Here is a 20615-nt window from a genome sequence, read left to right on the forward strand (position 1 = left end):
TTCATGGCTAATGGTAGTTGTCTTTTTGGCACAATTAATACTACCCTTCATTGATTACCGCGTTGCATTCGCAGCCGAATCGAAAACGATGTATATCGATTTCCAATCGGGCACGTTAAGGGATCAGCCGGTCAGCGGTGAACATTATTCTGCCAACAATACATGGTCAAAAAACATTGATCTTACACCTTATATTGACGGAACAGTAAAAGATGTGAAAATCACCGTAGGACCTGGTCAAACTGCAAATCGATCCAGTAGCGGCAATACCGTTACTATTAATGTAAATGGAAATGAGCTAACGGTTTATGGCATGGCAGAAACAAATCCGGGCCATCAAATTTATCGTTTACCTGATGGAAAACGGTGGGAACATAAGGGAGCAAACACAAGTATTTATCAATTTGTTCCGAACGATGCAGCTTCTGGAGGCATTACACAAAAGCCGGGGATTATTCCTAGTGAGGGTTATATAAGGCAACCAAACTCCTCAACGGCCAGTCCAACGCCAACGGCATATAATGGAACGAATAAGGAAGGTAACGATCTAAGGTATCTGTTTGGTAATCCGCCCAAAGATATGGGGGATATTGCACCAAACTGGAATATGAATGGAGCTGCCGTGACAAGGGCTTACAATGTCCCTCCACCATCTGTATTTTATAAAACTCAACCAACTGAAGGTAACTCAAGACCCAATGATCCGGTTCCACTTGTTGATCCAAGCAGCATTCGGTTAACAGGTGCCTCTGAAAAGTATATAGGTACTGAACCATTTTCTTGGGGATACATTAACGGATCAAATCAAATTGCCGTTCGACGGATATTAGATACGGTTTGTCTTTATAATGAGAATGACCCTGTACCTGTAGGCGATCCAAAAGATTGTATAATTGAAAGCAAAAATACAGGATACGGCCAACTCAATAACTATGTAATGGAAGTCAATACAGATTGGCAAGCAAAGACCTACATTTACAGCATGGGGAAGGTTGAGATTACTTATGAAATACCAGCCACCCCCGACCTCGCCGCTCAGGAAATCAAAGTCGATAATGCTTGTATTCCGGTAGGTAGCACACAAACCATCAGGTATTCGTACAAGAACATTGGCGTAAGCACCTCCACGGCGTTCACGGTGCAGCTAAAAGTAGATGGTGTAGTGGTGAAGACAGAGAATGCGTCAGGCGGGGCCAACAATGGTGTGCTGCTGGGAGGAACTTATTCTTATACATTCAGTACAGCTGCGCCTAAAATCTTCTCATTGGTCGTAGACTCCGGTAATACCGTTGGAGATACGAATCGATCGAATAACACCACTAATAAAACGTTTACCCCCCAAGCGACTTGTGAAACAACGCCTCCTCCTACACAAGAACCAGGAACTTTAACGGGGGAATTAACGATCCAAAAAGGTTTTCTGCCTTGGAAGGAAAATAACTTTTTTACGGTTGAAACCAGACCGCAAGGGTGTGAGCTGAGTAAGTTTAAATGGCACATGTCCGGTAACGGCGGGGAGTTGACCATGCCGCCTCCTGGAGCAGCAGATCATGGCTGGTATCCGAACACAAGTGGTAACACGAACTCCTGTGTGTTCGCTTTTGATCATGCTACTAAGCAGTATCCGGCCAATATGAAAAGCGGTACGGTTACGGTAACCTTCATTGCATTAGACAGCTGCGGAGTCGAAAGAACCATTGGGCCGAAGACGTTTGAAATCGGACCGCCGCCGCCTAATAACCCTCCGCAGCTTAGAGTTACATTCGTAGATACAGCGGGTGAACCGATCAGCACGGCGATTGTCGGAGATACGGTAGGGTTAAAGGTAACGGAGCTGAAAGATCCTGACGGCGACCCGATTACGTTCTATTGGGATTTTGAGGACCCTATGAACACCACCGAGTGGGTGCGCGGGCTGCCAGGGAAACACAGCTGGAGTAAGCCTTACACTAGACAAAGTTATTCAGGCATGACCGCGGATGTATTGGGTATGCAAGTGGTTTGCGCATACGCTGCCGATGGTGTTAGTTCTACTAATGCTTGTGCTAACCTGGATGTAGTCCCCCCAAACCCAATACCTAAAATAAAGGGACAGCAGGTAATTAAAGTAGGTCGTCCATTAACCATTCCTTGGGATTCAAGCGAAAGCTATTCACCGGTAAAAGGTCGCATGATTGACCATACAAAGGATGAATGGATAAACGCCAAGCAGAGTTATTCTGTAGTCGGTACTGAAAAAATTCAATTGCATGTCTATGACAATACCGGCCTAAAATCGTTGGAGCCTGATACATGGGATTTAACGGTCATTCCGGACCAACCGCCCGTGATTGATTTTCAGTACAGCGCCACAGTGTCGAGAGTAGGAACAGCAAAATTTCGAAATGCCTCTTACAGCCCAGATGGGGATACGATAGTTCAGTACAGGGTTACTTATGGCTATGATGCTAACAACAATGGAAATTGCACTCCGACCAGCACTCTTATATCTTCTAATAATGAAGTTTTTGATTTTAAGCCAGATAAGGTAGGGAAGTATTGCTTCCGTGTTTATGCCAAAGAGGATTATGGAAAAGATGCTTACAAAGATTATGTTGTCGAATCTATTAATGACAGTCCAGAAGTATCCTTCACGGTAAGTGGTGAAACTACTGAACCGGAACCGGCGATCTGGAATGGGATTCCTAACGGAGATTTCCTAACTGACAGCTGGATAAACACCACTTTGGATAAGAATGTTATTCCTAAATTCGCATGGAGGATTTCACCTGCGGGAACTTTATCTACTGGAGTTAGGACCGACAACATAAGCAGCATATCTCCGGGACAATATAAAATGCCATCACTTGCATTACCAGATTCTCCGGGAACACTAGCAGGAGGGTATGGTAGTCTGCCGGGTATTACTTTCTTTTCTACCCCCGACTATTATTTGGGAAATAATATGTTTTTGGTTGGTGGTTACCAGTCATGGTATGAAAGGCAGAGACTTTATATAACAGGGTTCCACCTTCCTCAACCGATACAGTTAATAGAATTCCCTTTCGACTCCAGCTATACTGTTCACGTAAAAGAAGATGTGGGAGAGGTAATAGTACTTCATTCAAATCAGTTCGCGGTCCAAGGAAGTCCTTACGATATTACAACTCAGTGGAAAAGGTATAAAATAGCCTCCTTGCGGGGTGGAAATATATCTATAGATGCTTCTGGATCTTATAGAATGCAAAATTCTAGTGGTTGGTTTGGACCAACGAATAAATCAGGGGTATTCCCGACATACAGTGATGGATCAAGTCCATTTGATTTACAAGTTTTGATGAAATTCAACTATGACTATAAATCTATAGACTTGACTAATCGTATAATAAAGTCCTACACCTTTGACAACCTAACAACTCCATACAAGGTAGAGACCTACACGGACGTTCCATCAGAAACGGGGGACTTTGGTGGGCCAAAAGTACATCCCGGTACGATGGGAAGCGTTAGCTTCAGGGCCCCTAGCGGAAACATCTATTTCACTGCACAATACTATATGTATAAGTTTGACGGTGATACAGGAAAGATTACCAGAATTGGTCAAGCAGGGAGTTGGTCTGAACGTGCAACCATAAGTGGTGTTAATGAGGATGAAACTTTAGTTAGGTATAACCTAACCTACGATAGTAGTGTTTCTGGAGGCCAACAGTACAGATACCTTGATGTCGCAACTGGTCAATCTCACTGGGCAACCATACCTGCTGGATTCAATACAAACTTTGACTTAGACACTGATTTGGGGTTCGACGGCGACATAAACGGCAGATCACTGGAATACAGCAGAGTAAAAGAAACCAGGACCGGTAATTTTCTTTTTGACACATCTTGTAACACTTATGCATACAATCAACTTACTGTTATATCTGAGAGTCTTTATATAATGTGTGGGCAAGTCTATAGTTTCACTCCTAGTAGTTCACAAACTCAGAACACTAACGAACATGTTAGTTTCGGTCAAATAATGAAGCCATCCATGTCTCCTTTATTTGATGCGACTATTCAGTGGGAACAAAAAGCTAATGCCACGTACTTGGATTACATTCCTTACGGAATGTCTTTCAGAATTCAAGACTCGAAAAATATGTATCGTCTAGAGTCTATGAAAGACAGATTGAGATTAGTAAAAATTGTTAACGGAAGAAAAACAACGATCTCCGAAATTGCTAGAAGTTCATTTAATAATGCTTGGTATAATTATCAAATAAAAATGAACGGTAACAGATTTAGGATATACGAAAATGGGACTCTTGTTATAGATAAAACAGATTCCACTTTTTCTTCCGGAACATTTGGACCTTATTCCCTACAGGAATACTCTGAGTTCAAGGGCATACGCTATGCCATTTATCCACCGCAAACATCCAAGTATCTTAATGGATACGCTCTAGTGGACAAGGAGGTTAAATACGAGCATACTTTTTCTGACCCAGAAAACGATCCAAGATATGATAACGGGACCCAATGGAAATACGCCCATGTGGACACCACCATATTCTTGGACACCGGGGACGGGAAGAGCGGATTGTCCAGCCGTCACGGACAAACCGTAACAACGCCTATCCTGAATTTTGATAAGGTTGGAGTGTATAAGATCGAGTACAGGGCGCCGGATGATCCGCACCCTAATCACAGGCTGGCGGACGGATCTCAAGCATTCCAGGATTACTCAAAATACTCAGATTGGTACACTCAGCAGCTTATTGTTCATCGGGCTCCAATATCTAAATTCACGCTAAGCCTAGCAGCTGATAATACCATTGCTTGGACCGATCACAGCTTCGATCCGGACCGGTGTTATGCAAAAGGCAACTGCCAAGCGCCTTATGCCGACAACAGTGGGATTTACGCCAAAAAGTTTTATTACGTGACACCTAGCGGCAACACGGTCGCTTCCAAACTGGTTAGACCTACGGAGTCGGGAGTTTACACCGTATATATGGCGGTTCAGGATGAATACGGGGCATGGAGCGATTGGTATGAGCAAACCATTACGGTTACCGTCATACCGCCGCCAAATGTACCCCCGACAGTGACGCTTACGTTCCCTACAGGTACCCAAGCCAATCCGACACCTGTCAGCTTGCAGCCGACCATACGATGGAATCAGGCGGATGCTAATCCAGGAACGATTTTTACCGTATTCAACCTCATGATAAAGGATGAAGCCGGTTTTTGCGTCGAATGCTTGAATCACCAGGTTATGGACACAACGGCAGCCTCCTGGGCCTGGACCATGGAAAATCGTTTGCTTATGGGTCAGAAGTATTCGGCGCAGGTTCAGGTCAGCGATGGGGAAGCCTGGTCGGGGTGGAGTAATATCGGATGGATGACGACAAACCGTCCTCCTGAGGCTTATATGAGTTATCCTTATGGAACACAGGCGAATCCGACGATAGCCAATACGCTGCGGCCTACGCTTGCTTGGTCGCAGACAGACCCGGACCCGGGAACCCTATTCACTCATTTCCAGATTCAAATTACTAATGAGGCAAATACGGTCATGGTGCTGGATAGCGGAAAAATTGTTCAAAACACCGCAAGCACAAGCGCATCCTGGACTGTAACGAGCGATCTGCCGGCAGGGCAAAAACTCAGGGTACGCGTGATGGTGTGGGACCAATACGGAGCTGCATCCGACTGGTCTCCGCAAGCATGGCTTTATATTAACCGCGCGCCAAGCGGCACGCTTACTTTTGCAAGCCCAATTTATGAACACGATACGCCTGCGTTTACGGTTATTTCATCCGATCCTGACGGAGACGCTTTGTCCATAACCGTTGAAAGCAGCTTTAACGGAGGCGAATTCTCAACCATCCGGCAGTGGCATAACGTTCCTTCGGGACAACAAAGCGTGTTTACTTATGGCCCTATACCCGAAGGTAACTATGTGTTCCGACTTACGATTCATGATGGTTGGGGAGGAATGTTTCAACAAACGTATTCCTTTGTAGTCCTTCCGTTGGATATTACGGGATGGGTAAACCACACACCGGAGTGGGAAAGTTACCGTCAGGCCTGGAATGCGAAATACCCGCAGCGGCAAAGGGGCGAGAGGGATTTTTGGGCCGGAGAAGCGTTCGAGCTGGCCGCTCAGGTGACGGATACGGGTGTAAGCGCAACGAAGCCCGACGATGTGGATGCGACGCTAATCGAAACAGGAGAGACCGTCCCTCTTACCGGCAGCAATGATATTCGCTTCACAGGGCAGCTGCTGAATACGGATCACGTTCGTATGCTGCAAAACGGAGAGGAGTACACATTCCGGTTCAAAGTCCGTTGGACGAACGGCTTGGAGCAAACGACGGATGTACCCGTTCGTATCATAGGAAGCATGTATGATGTCATCGTGAACCAAATCCGGCACTAACCGGTCGAATAAGCGGAGGATTCGCAACGAATTCTCCGCTTTTTTTTAACGCTTAAGGAATTATGCAAAGATAACCTCTTCTCTTCAAAAAAAGATGATGATATGATTAAATCAAAGGCAGGCAATCTCAAGCATTGCTTGGCCAACGAAATAATGATAAAATTAATAGAATTCATATTAATGCTTCTGGCACCAGTGCAAACAACGATTCATGAATTATCTTGCAGTTACTAATCTATCAAAACAATTGATCATATATGATTTTTGACATGAATCAAGAGGCAAGGGCCGGTAGGACCAAGAGGGGGAGCGTCCATGCTGCGTTTAGGGCAAAAAGTTTATATTGTCGGCGACAGTTTTGAACAAAATTTGCCGATCGGCGAATATGGATATATCATTGCGTATGACCGTAATGCGGATAATGTATTTGATTATGTGGTACGCGTACCGAAGGTGAATAAGCATTATTTTGTACCCGGGGCCGATGTTGAGCTTGAGGAAGTGCTGCTGCAGCAGGAGGTTGACCGGGTGGAGCGGGAGGCGCTGATCGATTATGCGCTTGCCACGAAGAATGAAGAACTGTTTCGCCGCATCATGAACGGCGATTCAGAGGAGCCGGTCGCCGATACGAACAAGGATGTTCAGACACGCGAAGATTTTATTAAACAAATCCACTTGAAAGCGTGGATTTAACGTCAAATACTGCACTAACATACGGTCAAGAAAACACCGGCTGGAAGGTGATTTTTTGGCCGTTTTTGTGTTCATTCTTATAGTGACCGGTGAATCCGGAACGACGTATTCGTTCATCTCCTATTATATTGTCTATTACACGCCTGTCCTATACGCTGACAATTGAGTTCAAAATCCATCTAGGCTATAATGAAAAGAATGATTGCTTAAAGAGTGAGGTGCAGGAAATGAGTATTACGATCAAGGATGTGGAGCACGTAGCCGCATTGGCCAGACTTGAACTTGGGGATCAGGAAAAGGAGCGGTTCACCGAGCAATTGAATGCCATATTGAAATATGCCGAGCAGTTGAATCAGCTGGATACGGACGGCGTTGAGCCGACAAGCCATGCGATGCCGCTCGTGAATGTCATGCGCGAAGATGTCGTTAAGCCCTCTTTGCCGATCGAGAAGGTTCTGCTGAATGCGCCGGATGAAGAAGACGGACAGATCAAGGTGCCGGCGGTATTGGAATAACGTAAGACTACGAAGGGAGGATTTTCGCTTGTCTTTGCTTAATTTGCGTCTGCAAGAATTACATAACAAGCTTCATGCCAAAGAAATCACGGTCACCGATCTGGTGGACGAATCGTATAAACGAATTGCTGCAGTAGATCATAAGGTGAGAGCTTTTCTCAAGCTGGATGAAGAAAACGCGCGAAAGGCGGCCAAAGCTTTGGACGAGCATTCCGGAGAGGGGCATCCCCGCGGACTGCTTTTCGGTCTGCCTATCGGCGTGAAAGATAACATCGTCACCGAAGGCGTGACGACGACCTGCGCGAGTCAATTTCTCAGCAATTACAATCCGATCTATGATGCCACCGTCGTGAGCAAGCTGAAGGAAGCTGAGGCAATCTCCGTGGGCAAGCTGAACATGGATGAGTTTGCCATGGGAGGCTCGGGCGAGAATTCCAGTTTTTATCCAACACACAACCCCTGGAATCTTGAATATGTTCCGGGCGGCTCCAGCAGTGGTTCCGCCGCGGCGGTAGCGGCCGGCGAAGTGTATTTCTCGCTTGGCTCGGATACCGGCGGGTCGATTCGGCAGCCGGCGGCTTACTGCGGCATTGTAGGTATGAAGCCGACATACGGCCTGGTGTCCCGTTATGGTTTGGTGGCTTTTGCTTCCTCACTCGACCAAATCGGGCCGCTGACCAAAAACGTGGAGGACAGTGCTTACCTGCTTCAAGCGATTGCAGGCCACGATCCGAAGGATTCGACATCCTTGAATACGGAAATTCCCGACTATATCAGCGCATTGACAGGTGACGTCCGGGGATTGCGTATTGCTGTACCGAAGGAATACCTTGGTCAGGGAATCGATCCGAATGTGAAGGATGCTGTGCTGACGGCATTGAAAGTGCTAGAAGGGTTGGGAGCCGTCGTGGAAGAAGTATCCCTTCCGCATTCGGAGTATGCCGTTGCCGCCTATTATCTTTTGGCGTCCTCGGAGGCGTCCTCCAATCTGGCTCGTTTCGACGGAGTGCGGTATGGCGTACGCGCCGACAATCCAAAGAATTTGCTGGACGTATATCTGAAATCCCGCAGCGAAGGCTTCGGTAATGAAGTAAAGCGCCGGATTATGCTCGGCACTTACGCATTAAGCTCCGGCTATTACGATGCTTACTATTTGAAGGCGCAAAAAGTGCGCACTTTGATTAAACGCGACTTCGAACAAGTGTTTGAAAAATATGACGTGGTCATCGGGCCGACTGCGCCGACAACGGCTTTCCGCATCGGTTCGCAGACAGAGGACCCGCTCACCATGTATTTGAACGATATTCTGACGATCCCTGTCAATCTGGCCGGCATACCAGCGATCAGCGTTCCTTGCGGATTCTCGGACGGACTGCCGGTAGGTCTGCAAATTATCGGCAAAGCGCTCGATGAATCGACGATTCTCCGCGTAGCCCATGCTTACGAGCAGCACACCGACTTCCATAAGCAGCGTCCGCAGCTGTAATAGAAAGGAGCAACCTTAAGTGACAGCAGCAACCGATAAGAAATACGAAACCGTCATCGGACTCGAGGTGCACGTGGAATTGCACACGAAATCCAAGATTTTCTGCGGCTGCTCCACCTCATTTGGAGCTCCGCCGAACACGCATACCTGTCCGGTTTGTTTAGGACATCCCGGCGTGCTTCCCGTACTGAACAAGCAGGCGGTGGAATATGCCATGAAGGCAGCAATGGCGCTCAATTGCCGGATCGCAACGGAAAGTAAATTCGACCGGAAAAACTATTTTTACCCTGACTCCCCTAAAGCTTACCAAATTTCGCAGTATGACAAGCCGATAGGCGAGCATGGCTGGATTGAGATCGAAGTGAACGGCGAGACGAAGCGCATCGGCATTACGCGCGTCCATCTGGAGGAGGATGCGGGCAAGCTTACGCACGTGGACGGAGGATATGCTACGCTTGCCGACTACAACCGCGTCGGCACTCCGTTGATTGAGATCGTATCCGAACCGGATCTCCGTTCTCCAGAGGAAGCGCGCGCATATCTGGAGAAGATCAAGGCCATCATGCAGTATTGCGACGTTTCCGACGTGAAGATGGAGGAAGGTTCCCTGCGCTGCGACGCAAACATCAGCTTGCGTCCTTTCGGGCAAAAGGAATTCGGTACGAAAACCGAGCTCAAAAACATGAACTCGTTCCGCGGCGTTCAACGCGGTCTGGAATACGAGGAATGGCGGCAAGCAGACGTGCTGGATAGCGGGGGCCATATCGTGCAGGAGACGCGCCGCTGGGATGAGGCCCAAGGCAAGACGCTGACGATGCGCAGCAAGGAGGAGGCTCACGACTATCGCTATTTCCCCGATCCGGACCTGGTCTCTCTGTATATTGATGAGGAATGGAAGGCTCGCGTCCGCGCATCGATTCCTGAACTGCCGGATGCGCGCAAGAAACGCTACATCAGCGAATATGGTTTGCCGAGCTACGACGCGGAGGTCATTACCTCTTCCATCAAGCTTGCTGATTTCTTCGAGGAGAGCTTGAACTTCACGAAAGACGCCAAGGCGGTTTCCAACTGGATTATGGGCGACCTGCTCGGATATTTGAACGCCAACAGCCTGGAGCTTGCCGACGTGAAAATTACGGGTAAAGGTCTGGGAGAAATGATCGGGCTTATCGAAAAAGGAACGATCAGCAGCAAAATCGCCAAAACCGTATTCAAGTCTATGCTGGAAACGGGCAAAGACCCTCAGACCATTGTTGAAGAGCAAGGTCTGGTGCAGATCAGTGATGAAGGGGCGATTAAAGCCGTTGTCGATCAGATTGTGAATAACAATCCGCAATCGGTTGCCGATTATAAGGCGGGCAAAGAAAAAGCGGTCGGCTTCCTGGTCGGACAAGTCATGAAGGAAACCAAGGGCAAAGCCAATCCGGGTCTGGTAAACAAGCTGATTATCGAACGTCTTAACGCATAATGTAAATCCAAAGTGGTATGCGCCTCGGTCCGGCGTGGCAATTGGGTGTGCCGGACTTTGGAGGTCATTACCGCTTTCTTTATGCACAAAGGGGGCGAAATCCATGATTCGTGCAATCGATCTGAACGATACGCAGGAAGTGCTGGAGTTCCTCACCCTGCAGCTAACCGCTTATCGGGTGGAGGCGGAGCTGATCGGTTTTGAGGAAATTCCTCCGTTGTTTGATTCCCCGCTCAGCTTAAAAGAATCCGGGGAATCGTTCTTCGGTTATTATGAAGAAGGAAAGCTCAGAGGTGCCGCGGCATGCAAACAGAGCGCCAGAGAATTGACGATCAGCCGCATGATGGTGTATCCGGATTGTTTTCGCCGCGGAATTGCAAGCAAACTGCTGAAGCACCTTGAGCAATTTGCGCTGCCGGGGATGAGGATTATCGTATATACGGGGACGAACAATATTCCTGCCGTTCAATTGTATGATAAACATGGATACCAGCCGCTTCAGATGCAGTTGGTGGCGCCGGGGATTACATTAACGAAATTCCAGAAAGTGTTATAATCGCGGCAGTTTACGGTTTTTCACGATCCGTTCGTGCCGCCCGATAGGGGAACCAACAGATAAGGCCTGTTTCGGCCTTTTTTTTGCTTTTTATAGGGAAATATAGCATATAGAGGCACCCGGCATTTTTTTTTGCAAAGTCTCCAGTAACGAACCTTTCCGTGTTACAATAATCTTCATTAATCTTTATCATTGATCGGGAGGCGACGGTTTATGAATGATCCGTGGACAATTGACACGCTGCATATTACGCTTCGTTTACTGCTGGCCTTATTGTTAGGTGGAGTCATCGGATTCGAACGGGAGCAAAATAATCGTGCAGCCGGGCTGCGCACTCATATTCTCGTATGCCTTGGGTCTACGCTGATCATGCTGTTGTCGATGTATGGGTTTGCTGAATTCGCCAAGCTGGATAATGTCCGGTTGGATCCTGCCCGGCTCGCGGCACAGGTGATCAGCGGCATCGGATTTTTAGGAGCGGGAACGATTCTTTTCACCGGTAAGTCTATCACGGGGCTTACAACGGCGGCTTCCTTGTGGGTTGTCGCGGCCATTGGCCTTGCCGTCGGCGCAGGATTTTATTATGCCTCGGTTCTGACTTGTGCGCTGGCTTTGGTCAGTCTTTTTTTACTAAACCTCGTCGAGCAAAAATATTTTCACACGAAAAAAACGCTTTTTTTTAAGCTGGAGGCTACCGATAGTCCAAGTCTTCTCGGCCGAGTTGTTACTATGCTGAGCAAGCAAGGCAACGTCATTCAAAAGCTTTCGGTGGAAGAAATTCCCATGGAGAATGGGAATCGGCTTCAGATTACTTTAATGCTTCGCTTAGCCAAGAATGTAAAGGTTGCCCAAACGGTGGAGGAACTGATGAGCTTGGATGGAGTGAACTCGGTTTCATGCGATTAATTTTTGGCGCAAAGTGAAGGGATTTTGGAATGCGCCGCGTCTAAGAGAGTGAAATAAGAAACAGCAAGGCGGTGAAATGATGGAAATCATGACGGATGAACAGCTGGCCGACCAGGTCCGTCAGGGTGATCATGAAGCTTATCGGGAGCTGATTGATCGCCATAAGGACTATATTTATACGCTGATCTACCGCATGATTGAGCATCGCGAAACCGCCGAGGATTTGACGCAGGAAGTATTTATCAAGCTTTACCGTTCATTGGATCGCTTTCGCGGGGAGTCACAACTGAAGACCTGGATTTACCGCCTTACTGTCAATATGGTGACGGATTATCTGCGCTCCCGGTGCAGAAGGCCGCACGAGGCGGTGTTGGACAAAGTCAAAAGCTGGTTCGGCGACCGAAAGCAAGAACCGGAAACCCGCGCGCTGCAAAAGGAAGAACAGCAAACCGTACTGACGCTGCTCGCAGAACTGCCTGAGAAATACAGGCTCATTCATGTATTTGTACCATTACAAGCAGTTAACCTATCAGGAAATATCGGAGACTACCGGGCTGCCGCTCAAGACCATTGAGACGAGATTATATCGGGGTAAAGCACTGTTGAAGGAAAAATGGCTGGAGGTGCGGGATCATGGCTGTCATGCATCCGAACGATCAAGAGCTGCAACGATATCTGAATAGAAGGTGCTCCGCGAAGGAAGACCGACGAATCGGTTATCATATCAAAGCGTGCTCCGGCTGCCGCAGGAGAATCTCCGTTTTACTGGACATGGAGATGGCTTTAGAGGAGCTTCCTGTTCTGCAGGCTCCAAGTGATCTGGCAGACCGGGTGATGTCTTCGATCGAAGTCGAAGCTTCATTGGTTCATTCCGGACGGGACTCGGGTCGAACTGCTGTAAGCGGGAAGCGGCGCGCGTATTGGCGTTCCGAACTTATCAACGGGCTGGTCGCCACCGCGGCAACTTATTTATTTATTAGTACCGACATTGTAGGGAAACTGATCAACCTCGATGCGGGCGAGCTTGAGGCCGGTCTACGCTCCGGTGCAATCCAGTTCCTTCAGGCCGTCGGAGAGGTTTCGCGCCATTTGCTGTTCTAAGGAGGAGTCACCAATGCAAGGTCAGGATCAATCGAAAGATCCGAATATCCATAAAGACGACCAAGAAGAAGCTTTTTTACGGGAGAGAATGGAACGCTACGGGCAGGCCCGCAGGCGGCAGCCTTATGATCCGGTCTTTGATCAGCGGTTGCCCCGTAAAAACAAATGGATCGCCGGAATTCTTTCCTTTTTGATCCCCGGTACGGGTCAGCTCTACTTGGGTCTCATGCGGCGGGGCATGGGCATCATGCTGCTGATGATTATCGATATTTTTGCCATTGTATTCTTTGCCACAAGCAAAGCGACAAGCATCCCGCTCATTGTTTTATTCTCTCTGCTTGTGCCTGTCATTTATTTCTATAATATCTTTGATGCGCTGCAGCAGACGGACAAAGTCAACTATGCCGGTTCTTCTTATGGCGTTGGCCATAGTGCACGGGACGAAGAGGGGATGTTCTTCCCGGGGGAGGAGCCGAGAAAGCCAAAGCTTCGGGGGAACGGATTCGGCTATGTATTGATTGCTGCAGGGGCGCTCCTTATACTTGTGAACGGTAAACCGGCTTGGCTTGATCATGTGTTTGATTTTTTGGGATCGTCAACCGGAGCAGTGATCCTGATTGCCGTAGGGCTCTATATGTTCATTAAGGAATCGACGAAAAAATAAGGAGAGACACATATGCATAAAGCAGGTCGCTTTACTGCGGCGGTTCTGCTCGTGCTGGTCGGCGGAGCCGTGATTGCGGACAGGAGGATGAATACGAACTTCACGACGGTGCTTATAGATTGGTGGCCGCTGCTGTTCATCTTTTTGGGCGTGGAATATATTTTGTTCAATATGAAATACGGGAACAGCGAACGCCAACTGAAGCTGGATTTGGGGGGCATCATCTTTGCCGTCATGATCTCAGCGGTGGTGATTGTGAGCACACAGACAACGGATTTTTTAAAAAAGTTCGACGGATTCCATTTTTCGCAAGCCATTGAATCCATAACTTCCGAAGGGTACCGGTTTGATAAAGACGTGACGTTGATTCCGCTTTCTTCTGATACGGAAACCATACGAATCGGTAACCTGTCGGGTAACGTTGTCGTACAATCGGGTCAGGTTGATCAAGTGCAGGTGGAGCTTACTGTCATCGTGAAGGCAGACAATGAAAACGAAGCCAAGCCGATTGCAGATGAGTCCAGGCTGGAATTTGATGAAAGCGACGGCACGCTTGATATTCAGGCAGTTGCCAAGGAGTATCCGGGATCCTTTTTCGGCAGCCGGAAGCCGCGGATGGATCTGGTGGTCACCCTGCCGGAGAAACAGAAGGTCAATCTGGATATGAAGCTGGAGAATGGTAAAATCAATGCTGCAAGACTTCCAATAAAAGAACGGTTTACCGGGAAAACTACAAACGGAGAAATTCAGGTATCTGAATTGAATGGCGATTTGCGCTTCACCACGTCTAACGGCCGGATTCTGGCAGCGCACACACAAGGCAGCTTGAATCTGAAAACCTCAAACGGACGGGTTGAAGTCAACAACCATCAAGGTGATGCAGTGATAGAGTCTACCAACGGAGAAATTCGTGCGATGAATGCATCGGGGACGATTCAAACGGAGACCTCCAATGGAGCCATTGTGATTGATGGTGTGCTAAAAGAAGTTAAGGCACATACAAGCAACGGATCCGTCGACATTTCAAGCCGAACGGTGGATGGAGATTGGGATGTCAAGACATCGAATGGGAAGATTGACGTAAAGCTTCCGTCTGCCGGGGACTATCGGGTTGAAGGAAAAGGCAGCGAAGATGGTATTCAGACCAATCTTCCGCTGATAGTACAAAGAGATACGGTTACCGGAACCATCGGCGGAGGGCAGCATCGGATCCGGCTGGAGACGAATGACTCTCTGTCTATCCAAATGATGAATTGACAATTTACTCGGCATGCGAGTAGAATAAAGTGATGTATTTTCTTTGAGCGGGCGGTGCACACCATGAACCTTGGTTTAGAACAAGCGTTAAACAAACTCAAGACGATGGGCGTTCGAATGACTCCGCAGCGGCATGCCATTTTATCCTATTTGCTTGATACGATAATTCACCCAACGGCGGATGAAATTTATAAGGCGCTGTCGCCGCGTTTTCCCAGCATGAGCGTTGCCACCGTATACAATAACCTTAAAGTGTTTATTGAGGCCGGATTGGTTCGGGAGTTGACGTACGGCGATCATTCCAGCCGGTTTGATGCGAATTTGTCCGATCATTACCATGCGCTCTGCGAGCGGTGCGGCAAACTGGTTGATTTTGCTTATAAGCCTTTGAACGATTTGGAACAGGCGGCGGGAGAATTGACGGGTTTTCACGTGAAGAGTCACCGTGTTGAAGTGTACGGCATATGTTCCGATTGCGCGATGCAATCCACATGATAGATTGATAGATTTAAGGTATAATGGACGTGTTCGTTCCGCCTGTTGGCGCTCGAATACGTCTTTTCTTTTTATCTCAACATTGTGGATACGGGAGTGAAGCCATGCGTCGTGGGAAAAAACGTAGAAAGCCCCTGCTGCTTATGACGATTGCCGTTATGTGCGGCATGGTTTTCGGACTTTATTATTGGTCGGTCTATGTGCCGAGCTCCAAGCATGAAGAACCGGGCTTTGAAGGGAATCCGAAACCGGTGTTTTATCAAGGGACCATGCTTAATGATCCGGCCATCGGGTCTAAAGAAAGTTTAAAACTCCCTTTGGACATTGTGAAAGAACACATCGATCCGTCTCTGATTTATGAGGAATCATCCGAATCGACTATTATAACCACTCAAGATAAGGTAGTTCGACTGCGGACAAGCGAACTGACGGGAATGATGAATGAGAAACCGTTCAAACTCCGTTTTCCGTTGGAAAAAAAGGACGACAAGGTGTACCTTCCCATTGATCCGCTAAAAGACCTGTATGAGATCGAACTGCGCGAGTCCGAAGAGACCGGTGCGGTGCTGATGTTCAAAGCAGGCGATACCGTGCGTTGGTATCAGGCAGTTTCATATCCCGGCAAGCCGGACCGAACGATTCCCATGCGTCGGGATCCCTCGATTAAAGCGATCATTTTAGCTGACGTGAAGCAGGGAGAGAAGGTGATGGTATGGGATGAGCATGAACAGTGGCTGCGTGTTCAGCTAACCAGCGGTTATATGGGGTATATTCGCAAGGAGCAGCTGGTTGCCGATCAGGAGGAGACCATTCCCCAAAAGAAGCCTGTCGCCGAATTCGTTCCCAAGCAGCCGGTCAGCGGAAAAGTGAATTTAACCTGGGAGCATGTGGTCACCAAAAATCCGGATACCTCCAACATTCCTCCGATGCCGGGAGTCAATGTGGTCAGTCCCACCTGGTTTCATTTGGAAGACGGGGAAGGCAATTTGAATAACCTGGCCGATCCGGCCTATGTCAAATGGGCCCACGAGAGGGGATACCGGGTTTGGGCACTCTTCAGCAATGGGTTTGACCCGAAAAGGACGACCGATGCCTTATCCACTTACGATAAACGGATGACCATGATCAAGCAGCTGCTCGCTTTCACGCAGATGTACTCGCTTGATGGCATTAATATTGATTTTGAAAACGTGTATCTCAAAGATAAACAAAACCTGGTTCAATTCGTCCGTGAAATGACGCCGCTTATGCATGAACAGGGGCTTATTGTCTCGATAGATGTAACGCCGATATCCAGCAGCGAGACGTGGTCACTCTTTTACGACCGTAAAGCGCTTGTGGAGTCGGTCGATTACATGATGCTGATGGCTTATGACGAGCATTGGGCAAGCAGTCCGAAGGCAGGGTCAGTGGCATCGCTGCCTTGGGTGGAACAGTCCATTGTTGCGCTCCTTGAGGAGGATATCCCCCCGTCAAAGCTGATTTTGGGAATTCCTTTTTATACCAGGGAATGGACGGAGGAAGTGAAGGACGGCAAAACCAACGTGAGCTCAAGGGCCGTGTTCATGGATAGGCCGCAGCGGATCATCAAGGAGAAGAACCTGACTCCTGTTTTTTCTGCAGAAACCGGTCAAAACTATATCGAATACGAGGAAGACGGCAAGCGCAAAAAAATCTGGATCGAGGATGAGACCTCGGTTAAAGCGAGAATTGCACTGGTGAATAAATATCATCTTGCCGGAGTCGCTTCCTGGCGCAGAGGCTTTGAGAACCCGCAGGCGTGGAACTGGATTCATTCGACGCTCGAATCAAAGCAATAAAAACTGGCTTTGCCGTAACGCGGCGAAGCCAGTTTTTTTGTGTCGGCTACCGGGATGAGGCCGGCAAACTCCCGATCAAGTAGAGGATGTCGTTTCGCTTCGGCTGACCGAAGTACCTGTAGTTTCCTCCGGATTTTCGCTCGGAGCGTATTTGGGGTCGAATGTTAAAATGGTTTTGCAGTACATACAGCGGTCGGTTTTGCCCAGCATTTTGGTATGCTTTCCGCATTCAGGACATACCAGTACCGTGGCGCTTGTTGACATCATGCCTGCTGTAAAATAAACGCCCATACTGACCAGCATGGAAATTCCGCCAAGCACCATGCACGTCGCCGCTAGGATGCGCCCTATTTTTCCCCATTCAAAGACGATACCCGCAAGTCCGGTAATCATGAGCAGCATCCCGCCCATCGTCAGAAGGAGCCCCCATAACCGGAATTCATTTACTTTACTTGACTTGAACCTCATTAACGTCACTTCTTTCATAGGAATAATTATGTGAATTTTGACACAAAACCTTGGCAGGAAACTGAATTTGAATGTAGAAATAATCATAAATATTGCATTATTTGATTCTTGCGCTCAAAGTCAGGAGGCTTCCTTGATGGAATCAGTAAAACAATATTGGGTTGAAAAACTCCGGCAGGATGAAGCTGTCATCAGTGTGTCGGCAGTCGATAGCCCTTCGATGTTCTCTTCCGTGACGGACGGATTCGATATTCTGCTTCTTGTCGTCAGTCATGACAATAAACGAACTTATCAACAAATTCATTATATAAAAGACAACCTACGTATACAAGAAAGGTGGATCAGTCCTGATGCGTTGGAGCAGCGGATCCTGCATGCAGAACACAGCAACTTGATTTATTGGATCTTAAAAGGGGAGATACTTTTGGATCGGAATACGTATATGGAGAGCTTGCGTCATAAGATACTTGAATTCCCGGTTGAGCTGCGGGAGCGCAAGCTTCTTATTGAATTCTCCAAGTTTTTGCGGTGCTACCTGCAGAGTAAAGAATATATATTAAACGAGCATTTTCTGGACGCTTACAACAATATTCTTGAAGCGCTGCGCCACTGGGCGCGGATTGTCATTATTGAATCGGGAAGCCATCCCGAGGTTACCGTATGGCGTCAAGTGAAAACGATTAATCCCGGGATTTATAAATTGTACGAGGAGCTCACCTTAAGCAGGGAAACGTTAAAACAGCGAGTGCAGCTGGTTTTGCTGGCTTGTGAATTTTCCGTGATGTCGAAGATGGAGAACTGCTGCAAGCTGCTTATCGATTTGCTTGCGAGCAGAGAGGAAGCCTGGAGCCTGCAGGAACTGCAGCAGGTTCCGAAGCTGGCAGATGTGAAAGCGGAGCTTCCGCTGCTGGTGAGCAAGCTGGTCAAAAAATCGCTGGCCAAAGAGGTGATCTTTACGATCGACTCTGAATTCTCCGTGCTTGAGCTTCGTTATAAAGGTGTCAAGAACCAAAGTTTGTGATATAATGTCAACAATTGAATAGCCACTAGGGGAGCCTTCATGCAAGCGGGGCTGAGATAAAGAAGCGAATTCTTTGACCCTTGGAACCTGATTACGGCAGTCCGCAGAACGCGGACGGCAACTGGATCATACCAGCGTAGGGAAGTGGACGAATGTTTACGGATTTGTTGTAAGGCATTTGCTCATCAAGTCGACCTGCTCTGGGTTGGCTTTTTTTATGTACGGATTTAGAGGAGGTGAACGGATGAGACTCATCGTGAACGGGGAGCCAAGAGAAATGGACAACGTTTCTACGGTAGCGGAAATGCTGGCGGCGTTCAAACTGGAGAACAAAATATTGGTAGTGGAATTGAACAAGGAAATAATTGAACGCGGCACATATAACGAGACGCGTCTGAATGATGGCGACCGGGTGGAGATCGTCCATTTTGTCGGCGGAGGTTAACATATTTTTGTACAATGAAGGAGATAATGAACATGAGTGAAACGTTGAAAATTGGTCCTTATGAATTTAAATCCCGGTTGCTTTTGGGTACGGGGAAATTTACGGATCTGAAAATTCAGGAACAAGCTGTTCGTGTCTCGGAGGCGGAGGTACTGACGTTTGCCATTCGCAGATTGCCGATCGATAACCCGGATGCACCTAACTTTCTTGAAACCTTGGATTTGAAAAAGTTTACCCTACTGCCTAATACAGCCGGTGCCTATACGGTAGAAGAAGCGGTGCGGATTGCCCGTCTCGCGAAAGCCTCCGGATTGTGCGATATGATCAAAGTTGAAGTGATCGGTGATCCAAGAACCCTGCTGCCGGATCCGGTCGGCACCCTTGAAGCGACCAAAATATTGGTGGATGAAGGCTTTATTGTACTTCCTTATACTTCAGACGATCCGATACTTGCGCGCAAGCTGCAGGAAGCGGGAGCTGCGGCGGTGATGCCGGGCGCTTCGCCGATCGGCTCCGGTCAAGGTATCGTAAACCCGAATAATTTGCGATTTATTTTGGAAGAAGCGAAGGTGCCGATTATCGTTGATGCTGGAATTGGCGGACCTGCCGATGCCGCTTTGGCGATGGAGCTTGGAGCAGACGGCGTTCTACTGAATACGGCAGTGGCCGGAGCGGGTGATCCGGTTCTGATGGCTGAAGCGTTTAAACTGGCTGTCGAGGCGGGACGCAAGGGCTTTATTGCCGGCCGGATCCCTAAGAAACGGTATGCCTCCGCGAGCAGTCCGGTTGAAGGTATGATTGAATAATGGAAAGCAGGAGCTCTTTGGCCCTAAGGTACAGCAGAGCTCCTTTATTTTTTTGTTCCGGACGCTTGACTTTCAAATTGGGGATATGTTAAATTAATTTTCGCCGCTTCAAACGGCTTACCGTGATGAAGCCTCTCGATGAAGAATAGAAATAAATGTTTTTAAAAAAAATGCTTGCATTGAGATAGGCGAATATGGTATATTATAAAAGTCGCCGCTAAACGAGGTGACAACAAGCGACAAAGTTGAAAAATCCTTGTACAGCAAGGTTTTAGCAGTAAAATTGCCCTTTGAAAACTGAACAACGAGTGAGTGTAAAGATAGAGAATCGAGAGATTCTCGCCAGTAGTAGATGTATGAGCTAATCAGCTTTTCTTTCATGGAGAGTTTGATCCTGGCTCAGGACGAACGCTGGCGGCGTGCCTAATACATGCAAGTCGAGCGCTAGGGGTGCTCCCTTAGGGGAGCTCCCCTGGAGCGGCGGACGGGTGAGTAACACGTAGGCAAC

Annotated in this window: 18 protein-coding genes and 1 rRNA gene; 18 read left to right on the forward strand and 1 reads right to left on the reverse strand. The window is 48.0% G+C overall.

Annotation, left to right across the window (positions count from 1 at the left end; translation table 11 throughout):
* Window positions 1-25 precede the first annotated feature (25 nt).
* The 14 genes from NR121_RS23930 to NR121_RS23995 all read left to right on the forward strand — a co-directional run bounded on the left by NR121_RS23930 (window position 26) and on the right by NR121_RS23995 (window position 17367).
* Complete coding sequence (locus NR121_RS23930; protein ID WP_256832041.1) at window positions 26-6406, forward strand: glycoside hydrolase family 78 protein; 6381 nt, start codon at window positions 26-28, stop codon at window positions 6404-6406.
* A 315-nt stretch (window positions 6407-6721) separates the two neighbouring features.
* A complete protein-coding gene (locus tag NR121_RS23935) occupies window positions 6722-7099 on the forward strand; it encodes a hypothetical protein (RefSeq protein WP_054819580.1) in 378 nt (125 codons plus the stop codon).
* 227 nt (window positions 7100-7326) lie between these two features.
* A complete protein-coding gene (gatC, locus tag NR121_RS23940; RefSeq protein WP_062409663.1) occupies window positions 7327-7614 on the forward strand; it encodes an Asp-tRNA(Asn)/Glu-tRNA(Gln) amidotransferase subunit GatC in 288 nt (95 codons plus the stop codon).
* A gap of 28 nt (window positions 7615-7642) precedes the next feature.
* On the forward strand, window positions 7643-9100 hold the full coding sequence (gene gatA / locus NR121_RS23945; RefSeq protein WP_054819581.1) for an Asp-tRNA(Asn)/Glu-tRNA(Gln) amidotransferase subunit GatA: 1458 nt from the start codon (window positions 7643-7645) through the stop codon (window positions 9098-9100).
* Window positions 9101-9119: 19 nt separating this feature from the next.
* Window positions 9120-10568, forward strand: a complete 1449-nt coding sequence (gene gatB, locus NR121_RS23950) for an Asp-tRNA(Asn)/Glu-tRNA(Gln) amidotransferase subunit GatB (RefSeq protein WP_054819582.1) — start codon at window positions 9120-9122, stop codon at window positions 10566-10568.
* 103 nt (window positions 10569-10671) lie between these two features.
* A complete protein-coding gene (locus tag NR121_RS23955) occupies window positions 10672-11124 on the forward strand; it encodes a GNAT family N-acetyltransferase (RefSeq protein ID WP_054819583.1) in 453 nt (150 codons plus the stop codon).
* A 213-nt stretch (window positions 11125-11337) separates the two neighbouring features.
* Window positions 11338-12030, forward strand: coding sequence for an MgtC/SapB family protein (locus NR121_RS23960; protein WP_062409659.1), 693 nt, complete (start codon window positions 11338-11340; stop codon window positions 12028-12030).
* A 76-nt stretch (window positions 12031-12106) separates the two neighbouring features.
* Window positions 12107-12604 carry an RNA polymerase sigma factor gene (locus NR121_RS23965; RefSeq protein ID WP_256832042.1) on the forward strand — a complete coding sequence of 166 codons (498 nt, stop codon included), beginning with the start codon at window positions 12107-12109 and terminating at the stop codon, window positions 12602-12604.
* A complete protein-coding gene (locus NR121_RS23970) occupies window positions 12528-12713 on the forward strand; it encodes a sigma factor-like helix-turn-helix DNA-binding protein (RefSeq protein WP_256832043.1) in 186 nt (61 codons plus the stop codon). Before NR121_RS23965 ends, NR121_RS23970 begins: the two co-directional genes overlap by 77 nt.
* Window positions 12664-13131 carry an anti-sigma factor gene (locus NR121_RS23975; RefSeq protein WP_054819585.1) on the forward strand — a complete coding sequence of 156 codons (468 nt, stop codon included), beginning with the start codon at window positions 12664-12666 and terminating at the stop codon, window positions 13129-13131. Before NR121_RS23970 ends, NR121_RS23975 begins: the two co-directional genes overlap by 50 nt.
* Before the next feature lie 13 nt (window positions 13132-13144).
* Window positions 13145-13795: a hypothetical protein gene (locus NR121_RS23980; RefSeq protein ID WP_054819586.1), complete on the forward strand. Its 651-nt coding sequence runs from the start codon at window positions 13145-13147 to the stop codon at window positions 13793-13795.
* Between the two features lie 12 nt (window positions 13796-13807).
* Complete coding sequence (locus tag NR121_RS23985; protein WP_137671255.1) at window positions 13808-15052, forward strand: DUF4097 family beta strand repeat-containing protein; 1245 nt, start codon at window positions 13808-13810, stop codon at window positions 15050-15052.
* Between the two features lie 63 nt (window positions 15053-15115).
* Window positions 15116-15547, forward strand: coding sequence for a Fur family transcriptional regulator (locus tag NR121_RS23990; RefSeq protein ID WP_256832044.1), 432 nt, complete (start codon window positions 15116-15118; stop codon window positions 15545-15547).
* Window positions 15548-15651: 104 nt separating this feature from the next.
* Window positions 15652-17367: a glycosyl hydrolase family 18 protein gene (locus tag NR121_RS23995; RefSeq protein ID WP_256832045.1), complete on the forward strand. Its 1716-nt coding sequence runs from the start codon at window positions 15652-15654 to the stop codon at window positions 17365-17367.
* A gap of 75 nt (window positions 17368-17442) precedes the next feature.
* Here the strand turns inward: NR121_RS23995 and NR121_RS24000 are convergent, their stop codons facing one another.
* Entirely contained in the window at window positions 17443-17835 is a 393-nt protein-coding gene (locus NR121_RS24000; protein ID WP_054819589.1) for a DUF2614 family zinc ribbon-containing protein, read from the reverse strand.
* Window positions 17836-17971: 136 nt separating this feature from the next.
* Between NR121_RS24000 and NR121_RS24005 the strand changes: the two genes are divergently transcribed.
* From NR121_RS24005 to NR121_RS24020, 4 genes are all read left to right on the forward strand, one after another.
* Complete coding sequence (locus tag NR121_RS24005; protein ID WP_256832046.1) at window positions 17972-18856, forward strand: nucleotidyltransferase-like protein; 885 nt, start codon at window positions 17972-17974, stop codon at window positions 18854-18856.
* Between the two features lie 244 nt (window positions 18857-19100).
* The gene (thiS, locus tag NR121_RS24010; RefSeq protein WP_054819590.1) at window positions 19101-19301 is read left to right on the forward strand and encodes a sulfur carrier protein ThiS; all 201 of its coding nucleotides are present in this window, start codon (window positions 19101-19103) and stop codon (window positions 19299-19301) included.
* A 32-nt stretch (window positions 19302-19333) separates the two neighbouring features.
* Entirely contained in the window at window positions 19334-20107 is a 774-nt protein-coding gene (locus NR121_RS24015) for a thiazole synthase (RefSeq protein ID WP_054819591.1), read from the forward strand.
* Between the two features lie 376 nt (window positions 20108-20483).
* Window positions 20484-20615: ribosomal RNA gene (locus NR121_RS24020) — 16S ribosomal RNA — on the forward strand; the annotation flags it as partial.

This window comes from Paenibacillus sp. Pae15, assembly GCF_024519685.1.
GTDB lineage: Bacteria > Bacillota > Bacilli > Paenibacillales > NBRC-103111 > Paenibacillus_G > Paenibacillus_G naphthalenovorans.